Origin of the sequence: Streptomyces seoulensis (genome assembly GCF_022846655.1) — a bacterium.
Classification (GTDB): domain Bacteria; phylum Actinomycetota; class Actinomycetes; order Streptomycetales; family Streptomycetaceae; genus Streptomyces.
The window spans coordinates 5872991-5892861 of the sequence record NZ_AP025667.1; the positions used below are offsets into that span (position 1 = coordinate 5872991).

19 protein-coding genes are annotated in these 19871 nt (G+C 73.4%); 6 read left to right on the forward strand and 13 right to left on the reverse strand.

Features of this window, described 5'->3' with window-relative positions:
* Window positions 1-60: 60 nt before the first annotated feature.
* Entirely contained in the window at window positions 61-1290 is a 1230-nt protein-coding gene (locus HEK131_RS26850; RefSeq protein ID WP_217461080.1) for a M20 family metallopeptidase, read from the reverse strand.
* Between the two features lie 232 nt (window positions 1291-1522).
* Here HEK131_RS26850 and HEK131_RS26855 point away from each other — a divergent pair, with 232 nt between their 5' ends.
* Window positions 1523-2173, forward strand: a complete 651-nt coding sequence (locus tag HEK131_RS26855) for a class I SAM-dependent DNA methyltransferase (RefSeq protein WP_244337358.1) — start codon at window positions 1523-1525, stop codon at window positions 2171-2173.
* Between the two features lie 4 nt (window positions 2174-2177).
* On the opposite strand, the gene HEK131_RS26860 is transcribed toward HEK131_RS26855, so the two are convergent.
* Genes HEK131_RS26860 through HEK131_RS26875 form a run of 4 tightly spaced genes read right to left on the reverse strand, consistent with a single transcriptional unit; the run spans window position 2178 to window position 6885 of the window.
* On the reverse strand, window positions 2178-3269 hold the full coding sequence (locus HEK131_RS26860; RefSeq protein ID WP_217461082.1) for a hypothetical protein: 1092 nt from the start codon (window positions 3267-3269) through the stop codon (window positions 2178-2180).
* A 43-nt stretch (window positions 3270-3312) separates the two neighbouring features.
* Window positions 3313-4251, reverse strand: a complete 939-nt coding sequence (locus HEK131_RS26865; protein WP_161145862.1) for an N-acetylneuraminate synthase family protein — start codon at window positions 4249-4251, stop codon at window positions 3313-3315.
* Window positions 4252-4264: 13 nt separating this feature from the next.
* Window positions 4265-5527, reverse strand: coding sequence for an acylneuraminate cytidylyltransferase (locus HEK131_RS26870; protein WP_244337360.1), 1263 nt, complete (start codon window positions 5525-5527; stop codon window positions 4265-4267).
* Window positions 5528-5574: 47 nt separating this feature from the next.
* On the reverse strand, window positions 5575-6885 hold the full coding sequence (locus tag HEK131_RS26875) for a DUF6716 putative glycosyltransferase (RefSeq protein ID WP_244337362.1): 1311 nt from the start codon (window positions 6883-6885) through the stop codon (window positions 5575-5577).
* Between the two features lie 198 nt (window positions 6886-7083).
* Here HEK131_RS26875 and HEK131_RS26880 point away from each other — a divergent pair, with 198 nt between their 5' ends.
* Genes HEK131_RS26880 through HEK131_RS26890 form a run of 3 tightly spaced genes read left to right on the forward strand, consistent with a single transcriptional unit; the run spans window position 7084 to window position 10545 of the window.
* Window positions 7084-8061, forward strand: a complete 978-nt coding sequence (locus HEK131_RS26880; protein ID WP_244337364.1) for a glycosyltransferase family 2 protein — start codon at window positions 7084-7086, stop codon at window positions 8059-8061.
* Entirely contained in the window at window positions 8058-9392 is a 1335-nt protein-coding gene (locus HEK131_RS26885; protein ID WP_244337366.1) for an alpha-2,8-polysialyltransferase family protein, read from the forward strand. The genes HEK131_RS26880 and HEK131_RS26885 overlap by 4 nt, the downstream gene beginning before the upstream one ends.
* A 40-nt stretch (window positions 9393-9432) precedes the next feature.
* Window positions 9433-10545, forward strand: a complete 1113-nt coding sequence (locus tag HEK131_RS26890) for an acyltransferase family protein (protein ID WP_244337368.1) — start codon at window positions 9433-9435, stop codon at window positions 10543-10545.
* A 1-nt stretch (window position 10546) separates the two neighbouring features.
* Here HEK131_RS26890 and HEK131_RS26895 read toward each other — a convergent pair whose 3' ends face one another.
* Window positions 10547-11197 (reverse strand): TetR/AcrR family transcriptional regulator C-terminal domain-containing protein, encoded by a 651-nt coding sequence (locus tag HEK131_RS26895; RefSeq protein WP_244337373.1) that lies wholly within the window; start codon window positions 11195-11197, stop codon window positions 10547-10549.
* 83 nt (window positions 11198-11280) lie between these two features.
* On the opposite strand from HEK131_RS26895, the gene HEK131_RS26900 reads away from it, so the two are divergent.
* The gene (locus HEK131_RS26900; RefSeq protein ID WP_244452153.1) at window positions 11281-12645 is read left to right on the forward strand and encodes an FAD-dependent monooxygenase; all 1365 of its coding nucleotides are present in this window, start codon (window positions 11281-11283) and stop codon (window positions 12643-12645) included.
* Between the two features lies 1 nt (window position 12646).
* Here HEK131_RS26900 and leuE read toward each other — a convergent pair whose 3' ends face one another.
* Entirely contained in the window at window positions 12647-13300 is a 654-nt protein-coding gene (leuE, locus tag HEK131_RS26905) for a leucine efflux protein LeuE (RefSeq protein WP_217461089.1), read from the reverse strand.
* A 33-nt stretch (window positions 13301-13333) separates the two neighbouring features.
* Entirely contained in the window at window positions 13334-14914 is a 1581-nt protein-coding gene (locus tag HEK131_RS26910; RefSeq protein WP_244337377.1) for an acyl-CoA mutase large subunit family protein, read from the reverse strand.
* Between the two features lie 81 nt (window positions 14915-14995).
* Between HEK131_RS26910 and HEK131_RS26915 the strand changes: the two genes are divergently transcribed.
* Complete coding sequence (locus tag HEK131_RS26915) at window positions 14996-15796, forward strand: L,D-transpeptidase family protein (protein ID WP_217461091.1); 801 nt, start codon at window positions 14996-14998, stop codon at window positions 15794-15796.
* A gap of 84 nt (window positions 15797-15880) precedes the next feature.
* On the opposite strand, the gene HEK131_RS26920 is transcribed toward HEK131_RS26915, so the two are convergent.
* The 5 genes from HEK131_RS26920 to HEK131_RS26940 all read right to left on the reverse strand — a co-directional run bounded on the left by HEK131_RS26920 (window position 15881) and on the right by HEK131_RS26940 (window position 19807).
* Window positions 15881-16990, reverse strand: a complete 1110-nt coding sequence (locus HEK131_RS26920) for a hypothetical protein (protein WP_244337380.1) — start codon at window positions 16988-16990, stop codon at window positions 15881-15883.
* Complete coding sequence (locus HEK131_RS26925; RefSeq protein ID WP_244337382.1) at window positions 16990-17652, reverse strand: RNA polymerase sigma factor; 663 nt, start codon at window positions 17650-17652, stop codon at window positions 16990-16992. The genes HEK131_RS26920 and HEK131_RS26925 overlap by 1 nt, the downstream gene beginning before the upstream one ends.
* A gap of 261 nt (window positions 17653-17913) precedes the next feature.
* On the reverse strand, window positions 17914-18300 hold the full coding sequence (locus HEK131_RS26930; RefSeq protein ID WP_217461094.1) for a hypothetical protein: 387 nt from the start codon (window positions 18298-18300) through the stop codon (window positions 17914-17916).
* A gap of 170 nt (window positions 18301-18470) precedes the next feature.
* The gene (locus HEK131_RS26935; RefSeq protein WP_244337384.1) at window positions 18471-19046 is read right to left on the reverse strand and encodes a hypothetical protein; all 576 of its coding nucleotides are present in this window, start codon (window positions 19044-19046) and stop codon (window positions 18471-18473) included.
* Window positions 19047-19138: 92 nt separating this feature from the next.
* Window positions 19139-19807, reverse strand: a complete 669-nt coding sequence (locus HEK131_RS26940) for a DUF4328 domain-containing protein (protein ID WP_244337386.1) — start codon at window positions 19805-19807, stop codon at window positions 19139-19141.
* Window positions 19808-19871: the final 64 nt, after the last annotated feature.

The following is a 19871-nucleotide window of genomic DNA, read 5'->3' on the forward strand; positions in this document are numbered from 1 at the left end:
GCGCGAACGGCCCCCGCATGTGTGCGAGGGCCGTCGCGGCATGACTTCAGCGGGCCGGGGTCACACCTCGGGCGACGCCATCAGGGCGGCCGCGGTGAAGAGTTCGACGCCGACCGTGATCGCGTTCTCGTCCGCGTCGAAGTCGCCCTGGTGCAGATCGCGTACGGTCCGCTCGCCGGGGCGGCGGACGCCGAGGCGGGCCATGGCGCCGGGCACGTGCTCCAGGTACCAGGAGAAGTCCTCGCCGCCGAGGCTCTGCTCGGTGCTCTCCACCGAGTCCAGCCCGCAGCGGGTGACCATCGCGCGGCGTAGCAGCTCGGCGGAGTCGCGGTCGTTGACGACCGGCGGCACTCCGCGCACGTAGGTGATCTCCGACTTGGCGCCGTGCAGGGTGGCGACCTCGTCGATCGCGGCGTGCACGACGTCGGGCGCGTCCCGCCAGGCGTCGAGGTCCAGGCAGCGGACGGTGCCGGAGAGTTCGGCGTGCTGCGGGATGACGTTGGGTGCGTGGCCCGACTCGATACGGCCCCAGGTCAGGGCGAGTCCGCTGCGGGTGTCGACGCGGCGGGCGATCAGCGCGGGCACGTCGGTGGCGACGCGGGCGGCGGCCGTGACCAGGTCGGTGGTCAGGTGCGGGCGGGCGGTGTGGCCGCCGGGGCCGTCCAGGGCGACGTCGAGGCGGTCGCAGGCGCTGGTGATGGGGCCGTGTCGGAGGCCGATCCTGCCGCACTCCACGCGGGGGTCGCAGTGCAGGGCGAGGATGCGGCCGACGCCTTCGAGCGCGCCGTCGGCGATGGCGGTCAGGGCGCCGCCGGGGAGCTGCTCCTCGGCGGGCTGGAAGATCAGCCGCACCGGGCGGGACAGCAGCCCCTTGGCGTGCAGGTCGGCGAGGACCAGGCCGGCGCCGAGCACGACGGTGGTGTGCACGTCGTGGCCGCAGGCGTGGGCGCGGTCGGGCACGGTGGACCGGTACGGGCAGTCCTTGGTGTCCGGGATGGGCAGCGCGTCGATGTCGGCGCGCAGGGCCAGCAGCGACACGTCGGAGCGCTGCTCGCCCTCGATGTGCCCGATGTCGCAGATGAGCCCGGTTCCGGTGACCAGGACGCGGGGCTTGAGCCCGGCCCGCTCCAGCCGCTCCTTGATGGCGGCGGTGGTACGGAACTCCTGGTTGCCCAGCTCGGGGTGCATGTGCAAGTCGCGCCGGAAGGCTACGAGTTCAGCGTGCAGTGACTCGCTGAGCGCGCCGGGGAGCACAGCACCGGGGAGGTCGGCCACGGTCTCTCGGGTCATCAATCGGTTCACCCTCTGAAGGGTAGGACGCCCGGACGGTCAACTGACCCTCGATCAACAAAAGTTCAGCCCGTGAGGGGAAGAAAATCTGACCGGCGGACGCATGGCGGTGGACTGGTCTGGGTAAAACCTTTCTTTCTCCCTCCACGGATACCACGCCTCCCGCTCTCGCGCTCGGTTTGTCCATGGACCGGACCCGTGCGGCGCAGCGGCGCCGGTAGGGTGCGGCGGCGTGACCGACACCGACGCGGACTTCCTGCACACCACCCGCTCGTCCTACGACGCGATCGCCAAGGACTATGCCGAGCGGTTCCCCTCGGGCCTCCCCCACCCGCTGGACCGCTCCCTGATCAGCGCTTTCGCCGAGCTGGTCAAGGACAACGGCCCGGCCCCGGTGGCCGACCTGGGCAGCGGGCCGGGGTACGTCACGGCGCTGCTGGACGGTCTGGGCGTACCGGTGTTCGGGGTGGACCTCTCCCTCGCGATGGTGACCCTGGCCCGCGAGGCCCACCCGCACCTCCGCTTCCACGTCGGCTCGATGACCGCCCTGGACCTCCCGGACGCCACCCTGGGCGGCATCCTCGCCCTCTACTCCACGATCCACGTGCCGGACGAGTCCCTCCCCCGGGCCTTCGCCGAGTTCCACCGGACCCTGCGCCCCGGCGCACCCGTCCTGCTGGCCTTCCAGACCGGCGACGCCGACCACATGCACCTGACGGAACGCTTCGGCCACGAGATCGACCTCGACTACTGGATGCGCTCCCCGGCGGCCATCGCCGCCCGCCTCACCGAGGCGGGGCTGACCCTGGTCGCCTCGATGGTCCGCGAGCCCCAGGGCGAGGAGGCCCGCCCACGGGGGTTCGTACTGGCGCGCAAGGACTGAAGCCTCAGGTCCCCGGTGTCACCGTCGTCAGGTGGTGGGCCGTCCTGGCCGTGCCCGTCACGCCGGACAGGAAGCCCTGGGCGCGGGGGGAGGCGTGGGCGGTGAGCCAGGCGGGGTCGATGTCGCACACCGCCACGCGGACGCCGGTGCCCTTCAGGGCCAGGGGCAGGGTGTGGACGACCGTGGAGGGGAAGCTCAGCACGGTGCCGCCGATGGGGCCCCGGCGGGCGATCAGCTCCAGGGGGAGGTCGGGGCGGACGACCTCCAGGCCGGTCTCGGTGGCCAGGCGGTGCAGTTTCGGGGTGCTCTCGCGGCGGTGGGCGAAGTAGCGGGTGGCGCCGTGGGCCGTGGCCAGTGCCTGGACGGCCGCGAGATAGCGGTCGGCGTCGACCACGCCGGTCTCCACCAGGGACGTGCCGACGATGTCGGCGCTCCTCGTGACGCGCGGCGGCCCGAAGCGGGCGCGGGTCCAGGCGAAGTCGTTGGCGGTGACCGTGACGCCGTCCGGGGTCTCGGTCACCGGCATCGCGGAGAAGACCTCCACGCGTCTGCCGCCGCTCGGGGTGAGGCGGCGCCGGGCGGTGCCGGCGACCGGGGCGAAGAGCAGGTCGCGGGGGCCGGGCCGCCCGCCCTTGCGGTGCCAGCGCACCAGGCGCTCGCCGCGGGCGAGCTGGGCGACGAACTCCATGGTGGCGGTGCCGTCGTCCACGACGACCAGCTCGGGCGCGCGGGTGATGGTGAGCAGGAGCTGTACGTAGCGGGAGAAGGGGTCGCCCATGACGATCCGGCCGGCCCGCCGCAGCGCCCCGGTCAGCGCGCCGACGGTGCGGAACGGCGCACTCGCCCCGCCCCGCGCCTCCTCCCAGCGCACGTCGTACCCCTCGTCCCGCGCGAGGTCGGCCATGCGGCGTAGCTGGCCCCGGGTCATGGGGTCGGTGGGGGCCAGCACGACGAGCGTCAGCTCCGCCCCGGCCCCCTCGCGCGCGGGCACCCCGCCCGCGTGGGCCCACTCCAGTACGTTCAGCAGTTGCACCGGGCTCTCCACGAAGGCGAGCGTGCGGGCAGCGGGGCCGGGGTGTCCGGCGCGAGGGCTCATGGGGGTACGACCGTCCCGTCGTAGCGCAGTCGGGCGAGCGGGGTCAGACCGCGACCGGCTCGCCCGCGGCGGCGGCGATCTCCGCCTCGGCGACCACGCCGGAGACCCGGCGCAGCTTCTTCATCGGGCCCAGCTCGGAGTCGTAGACCTTCTTGACGCCGTCGCCGAGGGACGCCTCGATGGCGCGGATGTCGCGGACCAGGCGGACCAGGCCCTGCGGCTCGACCGAGGCGGCCTGGTCGGAGCCCCACATGGCGCGGTCGAGGGTGATGTGGCGCTCGACGAAGACGGCACCGAGGGCGACGGCGGCCAGCGTGGTCTGCAGGCCGGTCTCGTGGCCGGAGTAGCCGATCGGGACGTTCGGGAACTCCTTCTCCAGCGTGTTGATCACGCGGAGGTTCAGCTCCTCGGACTTGGCCGGGTAGGTGGAGGTGGCGTGGCACATCAGGATGTTGTCGCTGCCCAGCACCTCGACGGCGTGGCGGATCTGGCGCGGGGTGGACATGCCGGTGGAGAGGATCACCGTGCGGCCGGTGGCGCGCAGGGCGCGCAGCAGCTCGTCGTCGGTGAGGGAGGCGGAGGCCACCTTGTGGGCGGGCACGTCGAACTTCTCCAGGAAGGCGACGGCCTCGGTGTCCCACGGGGAGGCGAACCAGTCGATCCCCTTCTCCTTGCAGTACGCGTCGATCTGGCGGTACTCGTCCTCGCCGAACTCCACGCGGTGGCGGTAGTCGATGTAGGTCATCCGGCCCCAGGGGGTGTCGCGCTCGATGTCCCACTGGTCGCGCGGGGTGCAGATCTCCGGGGTGCGCTTCTGGAACTTCACGGCGTCGCAGCCGGCCTCGGCGGCCACGTCGATCAGCTTGAACGCGTTGTCCAGGTCGCCGTTGTGGTTGATGCCGATCTCGCCGGTGACGTAGACCGGGCGGCCGGGTCCGGCCTCGCGCGAACCGAAGCTGCGGATGCGGGAGTTGGTGCTCATGTCAGGGTGTTCCTTACTTGCCGGGGGAGGTGGGGAGGGGACCGGGAGGGGTGTCGAGGGAGGGCCCGAGGAGCCAGCCCGCGATCTCCCGGATGGCGCCGTATCCACCGGGGACGGTGGTGACGGCGCGGGCGGCGCCGCGTACGGCGTCATGGGCGTCGGCGACCGCGACGGGCCAGCCGACGAGGGCGAGGCAGGGCAGGTCGTTGACGTCGTTGCCGGCGTAGAGCACCCGCTCGGGGGCGATGCCCTGTTCCTCGCACCACTGTTTGAGGGCGACGTCCTTGCGGTCGATGCCGTGCAGCACCGGAAGGCGCAGCTTGCGGGCGCGGGCGGCGACGACGGGGTTCTGCTCGGTGGACAGGATCAGCGTCGGCAGCCCGGCGCGGCGCAGCGCGGCGATGCCGAGCCCGTCGCCCCGGTGCACCGAGACGAACTCCCGTCCGTCGGTGTCGATCAGCACCCGGTCGTCGGTCTGGGTGCCGTCGAAGTCGAGGACGACCGCGTCTACGTCGGCGAGCGTGGGCAGCGCGCCCGCCGGGGCGGTGTCCAGCAGCGGGGCCAGGGCGCGGGCGCGGACCAGGTCGTGCGGGTCGTCGATCTCCAGCACGCGGGCCGGGTCGGTGCGGACCAGCTCGGTGCGGCCGAAGAAGCGGTGCTCGTGGGCGCGGAAGCCGGTGGCGTCCATGGCGTAGGCGGCGCCGGTCTCCAGCAGGTCCTGCGGGCGGTCCTGGCGGCGGGGGCGCACGGCCTTGTCGTGGTTGACGCCATGGCCGCCGGGCTCGGCGGCGTCGTCGGGGGCTTCGTCGCGCCAGACGAAGCCGTGGAAGGGGGCGACGGTGACGGCGGTGTCCGCGCCGTCACGGGCGACCGCCTCGGCGACCCGGCCGATGTCGTCGGCGAGCAGGAAGGGGCTGGTGCACTGCACGAGCAGCACCACGTCGACGGCTGCCCCGGCCCGCTCCTCGAAGGCGTCGAGGGCGTGCAGGACGGCGGCCTCGGAGGTGGCGGTGTCCCCGGCGATGGCGGCGGGCCGGGTGACGACCTCGGCGCCGGCCGCGCGGGCCGCGGTGGCCACGGCCGCGTCGTCGGTGGAGACGACGACGTCGGTGACGGCGGGGGCGGCCAGGCAGGCGCGCACCGCGCGGGCCACCAGCGGGACGCCGCCCACGGGGGCGAGGTTCTTGGCGGGCACACCCTTGGAGCCGCCGCGCGCCGGGATCACGGCGAGCACCCGGCCGGGCGGGCCGCCTCGTTCGGCGGGCCAGTGGGTCATGGGGTCAGCTCCTCGAAAGGCGTCGCAGACTTGGGAGTTCGGGGCGTTCACAGCTCGCCCATCCGCCGGATCACCGGGGCGACCCGCTGGACGCCGTGGCGGTAGGCGCCGCGGGCGGCGCGGCGGACGATCTGCCGGACGGGGCCGGGTTCCGCGCGGGCGGCGGGGGTGCCGGGCAGCGGGGCACCGTCGGGGCCGAGGTGGTGGCGGGCGAGGAGGCCGGGCAGATAGCCGGGCGCGGTCTCGGGGGTGTAGTAGGGGTTCAGCGGCAGCAGCACGCCGGACCGGTCCAGCAGGGCGGCGATGCGTGCGCGGGCGGCGTCGAAGGCGGAGGCGTACGAGCCCTCCCCGGCGGCGACGCCCTGCCGCTCCAGCCAGCCGGGGTCCGGTTCCGGGCGGTGCCCGGCGTCCAGGCGGTCCCAGGAGGTGAGGCAGCCGGAGCCGAGGAAGTGGTGGTTGCCGAGCGCCTCGCGCACCCCGAGGTCGGTCAGCACGGCGGTGGGGATGCGCCGGTGCAGGGACTCCAGGGCGGCGGTGGAGCTGATGGTGACCAGCAGGTCGGTCCGGTCCAGCACCTCGCCCATGTGCCCGTACACCAGACGGAGGTTGGCGGGCAGCTCCCGCCCCCGTACGAGCTTCTGGTAGGGCAGCTCCTCGATGTGCGTGGTGTGTTCGCCGGGCTTGGAGCGCAGCTTGAGCAGCACCTCGCGCTCGGGGTGGCGCCGGGCGTGCCCGATGAGCCGGTCCAGCAGGTAGGTCCGGTCGGCGCGGCTCTCGGGCACGGAGGGCTGGGCCGCGAACGTCACGGTGCAGGGCGCCCGTTCACCCGCGTAAGCCGTCCCGCCGAGGAACGGCAGCGCGACCTCGGTGACCGCGCCGGCGTCCGCGCCGACCCCCTCGTACACGGCCCGGAACCGGTCCGCGTCCTCGGCCGAGTTGGCGAGGACGAGGTCGGCGCCGTGCCGTAGCAGCAGGCCGTCTGCGAGCTTCTCGTAGACGACGCCGACGTAGCCGGTGACGACCACCGGGCGCCGTCCGCCGCCCCAGGCGTGCCGCAGGCCGTGCAGCATCGCCTGCACACCGCCGCCGACCAGCGCGAGGACGAGGATGTCGTAGGACTCCTCCGTCATGGCGCGCAGGAACTCCGCGCCGGTGACCTCGCGGAGCGAGTCGGCGGTGGCGCCGGTCTCGGCGAGCTGGCGGGGCGTCGGGGTGGCCCGGCCCCGCAGGAGGTAGCCGTCGAGCCGTCCGGCGGCGGCGGGAGCGATACGGCGCGCGGTGAGCGCGCCCCACTTCCACCGGGTGTCGGAATCGGCGAGGACGGCGATCCGGGGGGACTTCGTTGCACTTGCTGGCACGCCGCAGACGCTAGGAAGCCTTTTGGAGGTCCCGCCCAACCCGAACGCAACAAACGGTTAACAGCACATCGACGAATGGGGATTCGGGCCCGGATCGGGGCCGGGGAAAGCCCGGTTCACTGCTTCGCCACGCGTCGTTCACCCGATATCAAGACGAGCGTCGACCCGAATGCCGGGCCCCGCCCTAACGTCCTCGGCGTGGTCAAGCTCTCGGTCATCGTGCCGTTCTACAACGTGCAGCAATACGCGCCGGACACATTGAGGAGTCTTCGTGCGAACGCGCGGGACGATTACGAGTTCATTCTCGTGGACGACTGTTCCCGCGACGGGACACCGGGCATTCTCGAGCGTGCCGGGCGCGAGCTGCCCGGCGCGGTCCTGGTCCGGCACGAGCGCAACGGCGGGCTGGCGACCGCCCGCAACACCGGTATCGACCGGGCGCGGGGCGAGTATCTGACGTTCCTCGACGGCGACGACTGGCTCGCCCCCGGCTACTACGACCAACTGGTCGCGCACATCGACGAGTTGGGCTGCGACTTCCTGCGCACCGACCATGTGCAGTGCACCGCGCGGGCGCGGGCCGTGCACCGGGTGCCGCACGGCCGGCGGGGTGTCGTGATGGACCCGAGGGCGGCGATCCTGCCCGCCGACCGGTCGACCTCGGTGGACTACGCGTACGCCTGGGCCGGGATCTATCACCGGCGCCTCGCGGAGCGGGGGCTGCTGCGCTTCACGGACGGGCTGCGCACGGCGGAGGACCGGCCGTGGATCTGGAAGCTGCACCGGGAGGCGGAGTCGTTCGCCGTCGTCGGACTGCTCGGGGTTTTCTACCGGCGCGGGGTCGCCTCCTCGCTGACCCAGATCGGTGATGTCCGTCAGCTCGATTTCCTGCGCGCGTTCGACCAGGTCATAGCGGAGACCGCCGCCGACCGGGATGCGGAAGCACTGCTGCCGAAAGCCGTGCGCACCTATTGCGCGATCATTTCCCACCATCTGGGAAGCATCGAAAGGTTCGAGCCCCCGGTGGCGCGAAAACTGAAATCCCTGAGCGCGGCCGCCCTCAGGCGCATGCCGCAGGACGTGCTGAACGAGGCGCTGGACTCCATGGACCTGGAGCGCGCCACCCGGCTACGCCGGCTGCGCCGCCGCCCCTCCCCCGCCGGGGCCGCCGCATGACCACCCAGATCTTCCAGGCGTCCACGCTGTACGGCGTGGCCACGCTGGCCGCCGCCCTGGACTCCGGCTGCTTCGCCCCCGCCGACCGGCGAATCCTGCTGGTCTGCAACAACGCGGCGACCCCGGAGACCACGCCCCCGCTGGACGAGATGCCCGGCTTCGAGCGGCTGCGCGACCGCTTCGACGACGTGCTGTCGTACAACGAGACGATCCACCCCTTCCACCCCGGCGGCTGGCTGCCCCGCGTGGACGACATGCCCCTGTGGCAGCGGTACCTGCGCCACGAGTGGGAACTGGGCAGTGCCGACGTCGAGTTGGCGGTCGAGTCGATCCAGGTCAACCCGTCGCTGGCGCTCGCCCAGATCTTCACCGGCGCCCCGGTCACGGTCTACGCCGACGGCCTGATGAGCTACGGCCCCACCCGCAACAAGATCGACCCGCTGGTCGGCACCCGCGTGGACCGGCTGCTCCACCTCGACCTGGTGCCGGGCCTTCAGCCGCTGCTGCTCACCGAGTTCGGGGTCCCTGCCGAGATCGTGCCGTCGGCCGCCTTCACCAAGGTGCTGGCCGAACTCGCCTCCACGGGTGACGCGTTGCCCGCGATCGAGGAACCCGCACTGCTGCTGGGCCAGTACCTGTCCGCGCTGGACATCCTCACCCCGGACGAGGAGGAGGCGCTGCACGTCCGGATGCTGCGCGGCGCGGTCGAACTGGGCCACACCCGCGTGGTGTTCAAGCCGCATCCCACCGCACCGGCCCGCTACGCGCGCAGCCTGGAGGAGGAGGCGGAGCGGCTCGGGGCCGACCTCACGGTGCTGGACACCCCGGTGCTGGCGGAGGTGCTGTACCAGCGGATGCGCCCGGCGCTGGTCGTCGGCTGCTTCTCCACCGCCCTGCTGACCGCCGCCACGCTGTACGGCCTGCCCGTGGCGCGGGTCGGCACCGGCACCCTGCTGGAGCGGCTGGCCCCCTACGAGAACAGCAACCGGGTCCCGGTCACCGTGGTCGACGCGCTGCTGCCCGACCTGGGCGACCGGGCGGGGGTCACGGAGGGCCGGCGGGGGAGGGAGGTCGCCGAACTGGGCGAGCTGGTACGCGCGGTGGGCTTCGCCATGCAGCCGAAAATACTGCCCCGGCTGCGCGCCGAGGTCGAGGGCTTCCTCGCCCGGCACCTGGACCCGGCCACCCTGCGCTACTTCAAGCGCCGTCGGCTGACCGTGCTGGGGCTGCCCGGCGGGGTGCCCGCGCAGCTCGCGTTCATCCCGCGCAACGCCACCGTCCGCCGGGTGGCCCGCCGGGCGCGCGGCCTGCGCCGGGCAGCCCGCGGTTGAACCCCCTGTTGCCGACCGACTCACGCCAAGGACTGCGCACATGACCGCCACGCCGCCGCTCGCCCCGGCCCCGCCCGCCGGCCTCTCCCAGCCGGTCGCCACCGGGACGCGGGGGCGGCTGCTCGCCCTGGACGGGCTCCGGCTCGTGGCCGCGCTGATGGTGTGCCTGTACCACTACGCCGGGCGCGGCGGCACGATCTCGGAGTCCTGGCACCAGAGCCCGTCCGAGGTCTTCCCCCGGCTCTCACAGGTGGCCCCGTACGGCTGTCTGGGCGTGCAGTTCTTCTTCGTGATCAGCGGCTTCGTCATCTGCATGAGCGGCTGGGGCCGCACGCTCGGCGACTTCTTCCGCTCCCGCGTGGCCCGGCTGTACCCCGCGTACTGGGTGGCGCTGGTGCTGGTGACCGGGGCGGCCTTCGTGCTGCCGGTCGTGGTGCACCCGGTGCGGGCGGACGAGTTCCTGGTCAACCTGACCATGCTCCAGCAGCCCATGGGCGCCTCACGGGTGCTGGGGGTGTGCTGGACGCTGTGGGCGGAGGTCCGGTTCTACGCGCTGTTCGCCCTGTTCGTGGTCTGGCGCGGGGCCACCTACCGGCGCGTGGTGCTGTTCGCCTGCCTCTGGACGCTGGCCGCCGCCATCTCCACCACCGCCGGGAACGCCCTCACCGACGCGCTGGTGATGCCGGAGTACGCGCCCTTCTTCATCGGCGGGCTCGCGCTCTACCTGGTCCACCGCTTCGGGAGCGGTCCGCTGCCGTGGGGCCTGGTGGCGATGTCCTGGCTGCTCGGACAGAGCGCGGCCGTGCGCGGGCTGTGGCATCCGGGGGCACAGTCCGACTTCACCCGGCATCCCGAGGTGATCGTGCTGGTGGTCACGCTGGCCTTCGCCTCGGTGGCGGCCGTGGCGCTGGGGTGGACCCGGTGGGCGTCCTGGCCCTGGCTGGTGACGGCGGGCGCGCTGACGTACCCGTTCTACCTGGTGCACGAGCACCTGGGCTGGTTCGCCGTCCGGGTGCTGCACCGGGGGCTGGGGCTCGCGCCCTGGCCGACGCTCGGGCTGACGGTGGCGGGGATGCTGGTGCTGGCGTGGCTGCTGCACCGGTTCGTGGAGAAGCCGTTCGGGCCCCGGCTGCGGCGGGCGCTCAAGAGTTGAGCTACCGGATGCCGTACGCGGCCTCGATCCCGGCCACGATCAGCTTCAGACCGTCCTCGAACTGCTCGTCGTAGCCGTCGAAGAGCAGCTTCCCGGCCTCGGCCGCGAGCGGGAACTCGGCCAGGCGGCGGGCCCGTTCCTCCACGTCGTACCCCTCGCGCCGCTCCCCCGGCAGCGGCCGTACGCCCTGCTCCTCGGTGACGAAGCCGATCGTGTACATGTTCGCCGTGCGCATCGCCTGCACGGCCTGGGCCAGGGTGAAGCCGGCGCCGGTGAGGACGCGCAGGTGGGACTCCATCGCGGGGGCGTGCTCGGTGCCGGTGAAGCGGGAGCCGCTGAAGACCTTGGCTCCGTCGCGGTAGCCGGTCAGCGCGGCGCGCAGACCCCGGCAGGCCGCCAGCAGCCGTTCCTGCCAGGTGTCGGCGGGGTCGAGCACCGCGCCGGCCGTCATCCGGCGGTACATCTCGGTCGCCATCTCGTCCAGCAGCGCCTGCTTGTCCTTGAAGTGCCAGTACAGCGCGGGCGCCTTGACGTCCAGCTCCCTGGCGATGGCGCGCAGGGTCAGCCCGTCCAGGCCGGTCTCGTTCAGCAGCCGCAGCGCGGTGTCCGCGACCCGGCGGCGGTCCAGGGGGGCGCGTCGTTCCGTACTCACGCTTGACAGCTTAACAACGTTAAGGGCAGTCTCATGAGCGACGGCACTTAACGGCGTTAAGGAGAGATGCCATGAATGCCCCGATGGATGTGGATGTGCTGGTGGTGGGGGCCGGTCCGACCGGGCTGACCCTCGGGGCGGACCTCGCCCGGCGCGGGGTGGCGGCGCTGGTGGTGGAGCGGGCGGACACCCTGTTCCCCGGCTCGCGCGGCAAGGGCATCCAGCCGCGCACCCAGGAGGTCTTCCACGACCTCGGCGTGCTCGACGCGATCCGCGCGGCCGGTGGCCCGTACCCGCCCCGGATGCTCTGGCGGGACGGTGAACAGGCCGGTGTCCGCCCGATGTTCGAGCCGGTGGAGCCGACCGAGGGCGCCCCGTACACCGACCCGCTGATGGTCGCCCAGTGGCGCACCCAGGAGGTACTGCACGCCCGGCTGACCGAGCTGGGCGGCCGGGTCGCCTTCGGCCGCGAGCTGACCGGGCTGGAGCAGGGCGCCGAGGGCGTGACGGCGCGGTTCGCGGACGGTACGACGCTGCGCGCGCGGTACGTGGTGGCGGCCGACGGGGGCCGCTCGGCGGTGCGGCGCGCGGTGGGCGTCGGCATGACCGGGGAGACGGTCGACCCGAGCCCGTTCCTGGTCGCGGACGTGCGGGTGCGCGGGCTCGGCCGGGAGTACTGGCACACGTTCCCCGGCGAGGACGGCACCGGTCTGATGCTGTGCCCGCTGGCCGGTACGGACGACTTCCAGTTGGCCGCGCGCCTGCCCGAGGGCGGGACCGCGGACCTGTCCCTGGAGGGCCTGCGCAAGCTGGTCGGCGCGTACACCCACCTCGACCCGGAGGACGTCACCGAGGTGCGCTGGGCGTCGGAGTTCCGGCCGAGGGCGGCGCTCGCGGACCGGTTCCGGGTGGGGCGGGTGTTCCTCGCCGGGGACGCGGCCCACGTCCACTCCCCGGCGGGCGGGCAGGGACTGAACACCAGCGTCCAGGACGCCTACAACCTGGGCTGGAAGCTGGGCGCGGTGCTGCGCGACGGCGCCCCGGACGCCCTGCTCGACACCTACGAGGAGGAGCGCCGCGCCAACGCCGCCGCCATGCTGGACCTCTCCACGGGGGTGCACCGGGGCGAGGTCCAGCGGGGAAAGGCGACGGTCCAACTCGACCTGGGATATCGGGAGTCGACCCTGAGCGAGGACACCCGGCCGGAGCCTACGGAGATACGCGCGGGCGACCGCGCCCCGGACGGCACGGTGGACGGCGTCCGCCTCTTCGACGCCTTCCGGGGCCCGCACTGGACCCTGCTGGGCGCCGAACTCCCCGGCACACGCTCCCTGCCCGCCGCGTACGGCCCCGGCATCTTCCTGATCCGCCCCGACGGCTACGTCGGCTGGGCGGGCGACTCGGCCGAGGGACTCGGTGAATACGCCCGCCGTGTCGGCCTGGGCTGAACTAGCCCGCGGCCAGCGACAGCTTCACCGCGAAGCCGAGGAAGAGCACCCCGGCCGCCGAGGTGGCCGTCGCCGAGAGCCGCCTGCGGCGGCGGAACGCGGCGGCCAGGCGGGTACCGCTGAAGATCAGGGCGGTGAGGTACAAGAAGCTGGCGGCCTGGGCGAAGGCGCCGAGGACGATGAAGGACAGCGCGGGATAGGCGTAGGCCGGGTCCACGAACTGGACGAAGAAGGCCACGAAGAACAGGATCGCCTTGGGGTTGAACAGGCTGACCACCAGGGCACGCCGGAACGGCCGCTCGGCCTCCGGCTCCTCCTCGGCGGCGGCCTCGGCCACCACCGGCGAGCGCCGGGTGCGCCACATCTGCCAGGCGGCCCGCAGCATCCCGATCGCCAGCCAGGTCAGATAACCGGCCCCGGCGTACTTCACGATCCCGAACAGCACGGCGTTGGCCTGGAGCAGCGAGGCCACCCCGGCCGCGGACAACGTCATCAGCACGGTGTCCCCGCACCACACCCCGGCGGCCGCCGTGTACCCCGGCCTGATGCCCTTCCGGGCGGCGACGGACAGCACGTACAGGGAGTTTGGCCCCGGCAACAACACGATGAGCACGAGTCCCGCGAGGTAGGCGGGTAGATCGATGACGCCGAACATGAGAGCGAGTGTCGCACGGAGTCGCCGGAGGGTTCAGCGGGCGTCCGGTGGCTGATACGTCCCCCACACCGAGCGCAGGGTGTCGCAGACCTCCCCCAGGGTCGCTCGGGCGCGGAGGGCGCGTTTCATCGGCGGGAGGACGTCGGCCGTGCCCTCGGCGGCCTCGCGGAGGTCGGCCAAGGCCGCGTCGACTGCGCGGCCGTCCCGCTCGGCGCGTAGCCGGGCCAGGCGCTCGCACTGGCGGGCCTCCAGGCCGGGGTCGACGCGGAGCGGGGTGTACGGCTCCTCCTCGTCCAGCCGGAAGCGGTTCACGCCGACCACCACCCGCTCGCCGGACTCGGTCTCGCGGGCGATCCGGTACGCGTTCCGCTCGATCTCGCCCTTCTGGTAGCCGAGTTCGATGGCCGCCTCCGCCCCGCCGAGGTCCTCGACCCAGCGCAGCAGTTCCAGCGCGGCCCGCTCCACGTCGTCGGTGAGCCGCTCCACCGCGTACGAACCGGCGAAGGGGTCGACGGTCGCGGTCACGTCGGTCTCGTGGGCCAGGACCTGCTGGGTGCGCAGGGCCAGGCGGGCGCTCTTGTCGGTGGGCAGCGCGATGGCCTCGTCGAAGGCGTTGGTGTGCAGCGACTGGGTACCGCCGAGGACCGCGGCGAGCGCCTGGACGGCGACCCGGACGAGGTTCACCTCCGGCTGCTGCGCGGTGAGCTGGACGCCCGCCGTCTGGGTGTGGAAGCGCAGCATCCACGACCTCGGGTCGCGCGCCCCGAACTCCTCGCGCATGATCCGGGCCCACATCCGGCGCGCGGCACGGAACTTGGCGACCTCCTCCAGCAGGGTCGTACGCGCCACGAAGAAGAAGGACAGGCGCGGCGCGAAGTCGTCCACGTCCATGCCGGCCGCGAGCGCGGTGCGGACGTAGGCGACCGCGTCCGCCAGCGTGAACGCGATCTCCTGCGCGGGCGAGGCACCCGCCTCCGCCATGTGGTAGCCGGAGATGGAGATGGTGTTCCAGCGGGGCAGCTCGCGCGCGCAGTACGCGAAGAGGTCGGCGGTCAGCCGCAGCGAGGGGCGGGGCGGGAAGATGTAGGTGCCGCGCGCGATGTACTCCTTGAGCACGTCGTTCTGCACGGTGCCGGTCAGCCTGTCGCCCGGTGTTCCCCGCTCCTCGGCCACCAACTGGTAGAGGAGCAGCAGCACGGCCGCCGGGGCGTTGATCGTCATCGAGGTCGAGACCCCGTCCAGCGGGATGCCGTCGAACAGCTCCCGCATGTCCTCGATCGAGTCCACCGCCACCCCGACCCGGCCCACCTCGCCCCGCGCGAGCGGCGCGTCGGAGTCGTACCCCATCTGGGTGGGCAGGTCGAAGGCGACCGACAGCCCGGTGACCCCGTGGGCGATCAGCTCCCGGTAGCGGGCGTTGGACTCGGCGGCGGTGCCGAAACCGGCGTACTGCCGCATGGTCCAGGGGCGGCCGGTGTACATCGTCGGGTACACGCCACGGGTGTACGGGTAGTGCCCCGGCTCACCGAGCTGGACCTCGGGCCGCCAGCCCGCCAGCGCCTCGGGTCCGTACACGGGCTCGACCGGCGTCCCCGACTCCGACTCACGCGCCATCGCCGCCTCCGGGAGGAGTTCGCTTCCCTCCCACGATGCCCTCTTGTTCAGCGGCGGGCGCGCGGGGGAAGCATCCCCGGCATGAGGATTCCGGGGAGAACCGCCGCCCTGCTCGCCTCGGCCGCCGCCCTCGCCGTGGCGCTCGGGGGATGCAAGCCGCCTCCCGAGGGGGCCGACGGGAAGCCGCGCTACCCCGTCCACTTCGACACGCCGTCCACCGGCCCGCACACCCCGGCGCCCGCCACGGGCACGCGCGCGCTGTTCTCACGCGGGGACAGCGGGACGGGGGTGCGGGAGCTGCAGGCCCGGCTGCGTCAGGTGCAGTGGCTGTACGACGGGCCGACCGGGGAGTACGACGACCTCACCGAGAAGGCCGTCAGCGGGTTCCAGGGCAAGCGCGGGCTGCCGAGGACCGGGCGGACGGACACCGTCACCTGGCAGCGGCTGCTGGCGATGACGCACCGGCCGGGCAGGTGGGAGCTGTATCTGATGGGCGGCCAGCCCGCCGCCGCGCCCGACCCGCGCTGTCTGACCGGCCGCGTCCTGTGCGTGAGCAAGTCCAGCCGCACCCTGCGCTGGATGATCGACGGCCGTACGCTCACCACCGTCTCGGTCCGCTTCGGCTCGCAGTACACCCCCACCCGCGAGGGTGTGTTCAGCATCTACTGGAAGTCCCGGCACCATGTGTCGACGCTCTACGACTCCCCGATGCCGTACGCCATGTTCTTCAGCGGCGGCCAGGCGATCCACTACTCGTACGACTTCGCGGCGCGCGGCTACGCGGGCGGTTCGCACGGCTGCGTGAACGTCCGGGACGAGACGGCGATCGCGGCGCTCTTCGCCCAGGTACGCAACGGCGACCGGGTCGTGGTGTACCGCTGACGAGGGAGGGCGCGGGCGGGACCGGGGGAACGTGTCCCGCCCGCGCCGTGTGCACGAGCCTTGAGGTACGGGGGGAACCCCGGCTCAGTGCGACGGCCGATGACCAGTCGGCTCACTCAGTACTGCGCCGCCGGCTCCAGAAACGTCACACCTTTCCGAAACAAATTTTCGGAAGTGACAAAGTCGCAGGTCAGAGGGGATCTGACGAACCGAGGGAAGGTTCAGGTGGGTCCGGGGGCGCAGCACGTGACCGCCGTCGCCGCCCCGGCCGCCGTCGCCGCTCCGGCCGTCGTCCTGACCGCCGTCGCCCTGACCGCCGTCGTGCCGGCCCTCGCCCCGCGAGTCGCCCTTGCCGCCGCCGATCCCGCTGTCCGCACCCCGGTGGTCACGGTCTCGTACGTGACCGGAGGCGTCCGCCTCGACCGCCGCGAGCACGGCCCGGCAGTACGCCTTGACCCGCGTCGGGCCACCCGCCAGGCCCTCCAGGGCCCGCCTGTTCCCGGGCTCCGGTTCGCGTCCGCCCCGCAGGTCACGGCAGGCCAGCGTGGCCGCCCACCAGCGGGTGCCGGGCCGGCGGGAGGGCTCGCCGGGACCGGGCCGGTCCGCGCGGGCGGTGCCCTCGTCCGTGTCCCCGCCTCCGGCCTCGGCACGGGAGTCGTCCGGGGCCGGTGCGCGGGGAGTCACGTCCGGGGTGTCCGTGGTGCCCGGCGAGGGCGCCGGGGACGACGGGTCACCGGGCCGGGCCGGGGTCGCGGCGGCGGAGACGGAGGCGCCGGGCCGGGGGGTGCCGTGGCGGAACGGGCCGGGCAGCACCCCGCTGCCCGCGGCCACCGCGACCCCGCCCAGCGTGCCGGCGGCCAGCGCGGCGGCGAGTCCCAGCCGGACCGGGCGGCCCCAGCGGGAGCGGCGGGCCGGGGCGGGGGCGCCGATACGGATCACACCGGCGTCGGCGCCGTAGCCGTACGCCTTCTCGGCGGGGACGGACACGCGCGCCTCCCGGAAGGCGGCCAATGCGGCCTTCTCGCCGGGGAGTTCACCGAAAGCGGGCGCCGCCTGGGCGGCCAGGGTGCCGAGCAGTCCCGCGAGCCGGTCCGCCCGGAGCCGGGCGTCGGCGTCGACGGCTTCCAACGGCTCACCGCGCAGCAGACGTTCCGACGCCTCGCCGTCCAGCCACTTGTCGTGCTCGTCGGCCATCACATGTCCTTCTGCGTCCGCGTACGCGTATGCGTCACACTCACGGACCTCACCGCGCCACCGCGCGGCGTTCGCTGAGGCGGGAGCGCGTCGAGCCCTCCCGCCGATTCCTGGTCGGCGCCGAGCAGTTCGGCGAGCCGCTTCAGACCCCGGTGCGCGGCGGTGCGGACGGCGCCCGCGCGCTTGCCGAGCGTCTCGGCGGCGGTCTTGGCGTCCAGCCCGACCACCACGCGCAGCACGACGGCCTCGGCCTGGTCCTGCGGGAGCCGGGCGATGAGCGAGAGGGTGCCGTCGGTGCTCAGGGCCTCCATGGCCTCACCGGCGGTGTCCGACTCGGCCGCCCGGCCGGTCAGTTCGGTCTCGTCGCCGCCTATCAGGGGGCGGCGGCCGCGCATGCGTATGTGGTCCAGGGCGCGGTTGCGGGCTATCCGCGCGGCCCAGCCCCGGAACCGGTCGGCGTCGCCGTCGAACCGGTCGAGGTCGCGCGCGATCTGCAGCCACGCCTCGGACGTGACGTCCTCGGCGTCCAAGTCACCGACCAGCGTGCGTACATAGCCGAGCATGCGTGGATGCACCGCGCGGTACACCGTGCGGAACGCGGTCTCGTCCCCCGCCTGGGCCGCGCGCACCGCGGCCGTCAACTCCGCGTCGTCCCCCTGCACCGCACTCCCTTTACGCCCGTCCTCGGTCGGCGCGAAAGGCACGTTACGGCCTGAAACCGCTGCTCGTCCATGTCTGTGGAAGATGCAACTGACTCGTGACACGGCCCAGGTGTGACACATGACGCGCCCACGGCGCAGAACAAGACACGGACCGCCCAGCGGCCCGCGACGCGACGGCCGGGGTCTCTCCTGTGGGGGGTGGCGGCCCCGGCCGTCGCCTCGGCTGAGCGCCACGGATGAAGGGGACGCGCGGCCCGGCCGTCAGTGCGTCCCCGCCGCCTCCCGGCACAACAACCGCAGCGACCCGTGCCCACCGAACGCCCGGCGGGCCTCCTCCACCGGGTCCCAGAGGCGGCCGTCCGGGGTGCGGACCCAGTGGTCCTCGCCCGTGGCCCACCACTCGCCGCCGGTCTGGCGGACCACCACCTCGCCCGCGTAGGCGCCGAAGCCGCGCAGGGCGCGTTCGACCGCCTCCAGCGGGGGGCGGTCGCGGCGTATCTCCTCGATCACCCGGTCCACCCGCCACAGGCTCTGGGGCGAGTAGTCGAGGCGGAGACGGGCGCCCTCGCGCATGGTGGCCACCATGTCCGCGGCCCACCGCACGGGCCGCGCCGCGGCGGAGGGGCGGTGCTCCGTCTGTGCTGTCACGTACTGCGCTGTCGCAAACTGGGTCGTCACATAAGGAAAAGCGGTCCTGACCGGCCTCGCGTAACAGGGTTCGGCGCCTCTTCCGGCAACCGGCGCAGGACCGCCCCACGGCACTCCCAGGACGGACACAGAACCCGCCCCGAGATCGGGTTTGAACCTCCTGCGGCCGCTCAGCCGCGTCCGCGCGCCCTCCGCGACACCACCGCGCGCAGCACCCGGCGCCCCTCCCCGGACACGTCCAGGGCGCGCCGCAGCCCCTGCGGGCCGTGCTCGGCGAGGAGTTGCAGGACGACGAGCTGCCGGCCCAGCTCGGCGGCGACCAGCGGCGGCGCCTCGTCCGCGCCGTCCTCGCCCCGGACCGCCTCGTCGTCCTCGGCCGTCGCCGCGCCCTCGGACGGCTCGGCGGGGTCGCCGGGGTCCAGCAGGCGGTGGACGCGCAGGGAGGCCAGCGAGCAGGCGTCGGCCCACGCCCGCAGCGCCTCACCGGTCCGCTCGGCCGGGGCCGACGCCAGCATCTCGCGGGCCAGCCCCGCCGCCTCGTCCTCGCCGGGGTCCGCCGGGCCGAGCGCGGCGCACGCCTTCAGCAGGCTCTCGGACCAGTCGGAGTCGTCCACGAGATGCGCCCACAGCGGGCGCAGCAACTCGTCGTCCTCGACGAGCAAGGACACGCACCGATCCGAACAAGCCAGCCCGCTCGCGGCAAGCCCGCGTGCGTCGGCCTGTGCGATCAGTTCCACCAGGCTCATGGAATTCCTCCCTCGCCTGGGCACCGCCTGTACGGAGCCCGCATTTCCCCTTACTGCGTGCGACGGGCCCGGAGTGTCACAGTCACCGTTTTTCAGCCAAGAGCGGCGCTCGGCAGCAACGGCCCCCCAAGCGCCTTCTCGTGCTGCATCCGGGTCAGCTTCAGGACGACCACGGCGGCGAGGACCGCGGCGAGAAGGTCGAGGGAGTCGGCCAGGGCGAGCGCCCCCACCCCGCCCCCGCCGCGCAGCAACCGGTCGGCGAGCAGATCGGCCACCCACAGCGTCCACCACAGGTTGACCAGCGCGTGCCCGGCCGGCCGGCCCTGCGGTGCGCTGGCGTCCCATGCCTCGAGGACGATCCGGCGCGGGAACCAGAAGTTCACGATGGGGACGAACCAGCCGGCGATCGCCCACCAGCGCCCCAGACTCTGCGAACTCCCGTCGAACACGTCGGCGTTGTGCCGCACCCGCCACAGCCAGCACAGGTACACGACCGCGGTGGCGACCAGCAGGGCCACCTGCGTGCCGCTGACGACCGCCACGGTCAGGTCGGACGGCAGCCGCCAGTCGACCCAGAGCGCGGCCACGTCACCGACCGCGACCAGCCCGAGCAGCACGGCCGTGGCCCGCCCCAGCCCGACCGGCGAACGCAGCGGCGGCCCCGGCGGCACGAAGGGCGCGAAGGAGTCGGCCGGCGCGCAGCGGGCGCACCGCGTCTCCCCGGTGACGGCCTCGGTGCTGTGGCAACTGGCGCAGATCATGGCGGTGTTCCCCCCCGGTACGGCTGAAACGGCGTACGCGGCCCTCCCCAGAGCCGCGTACACA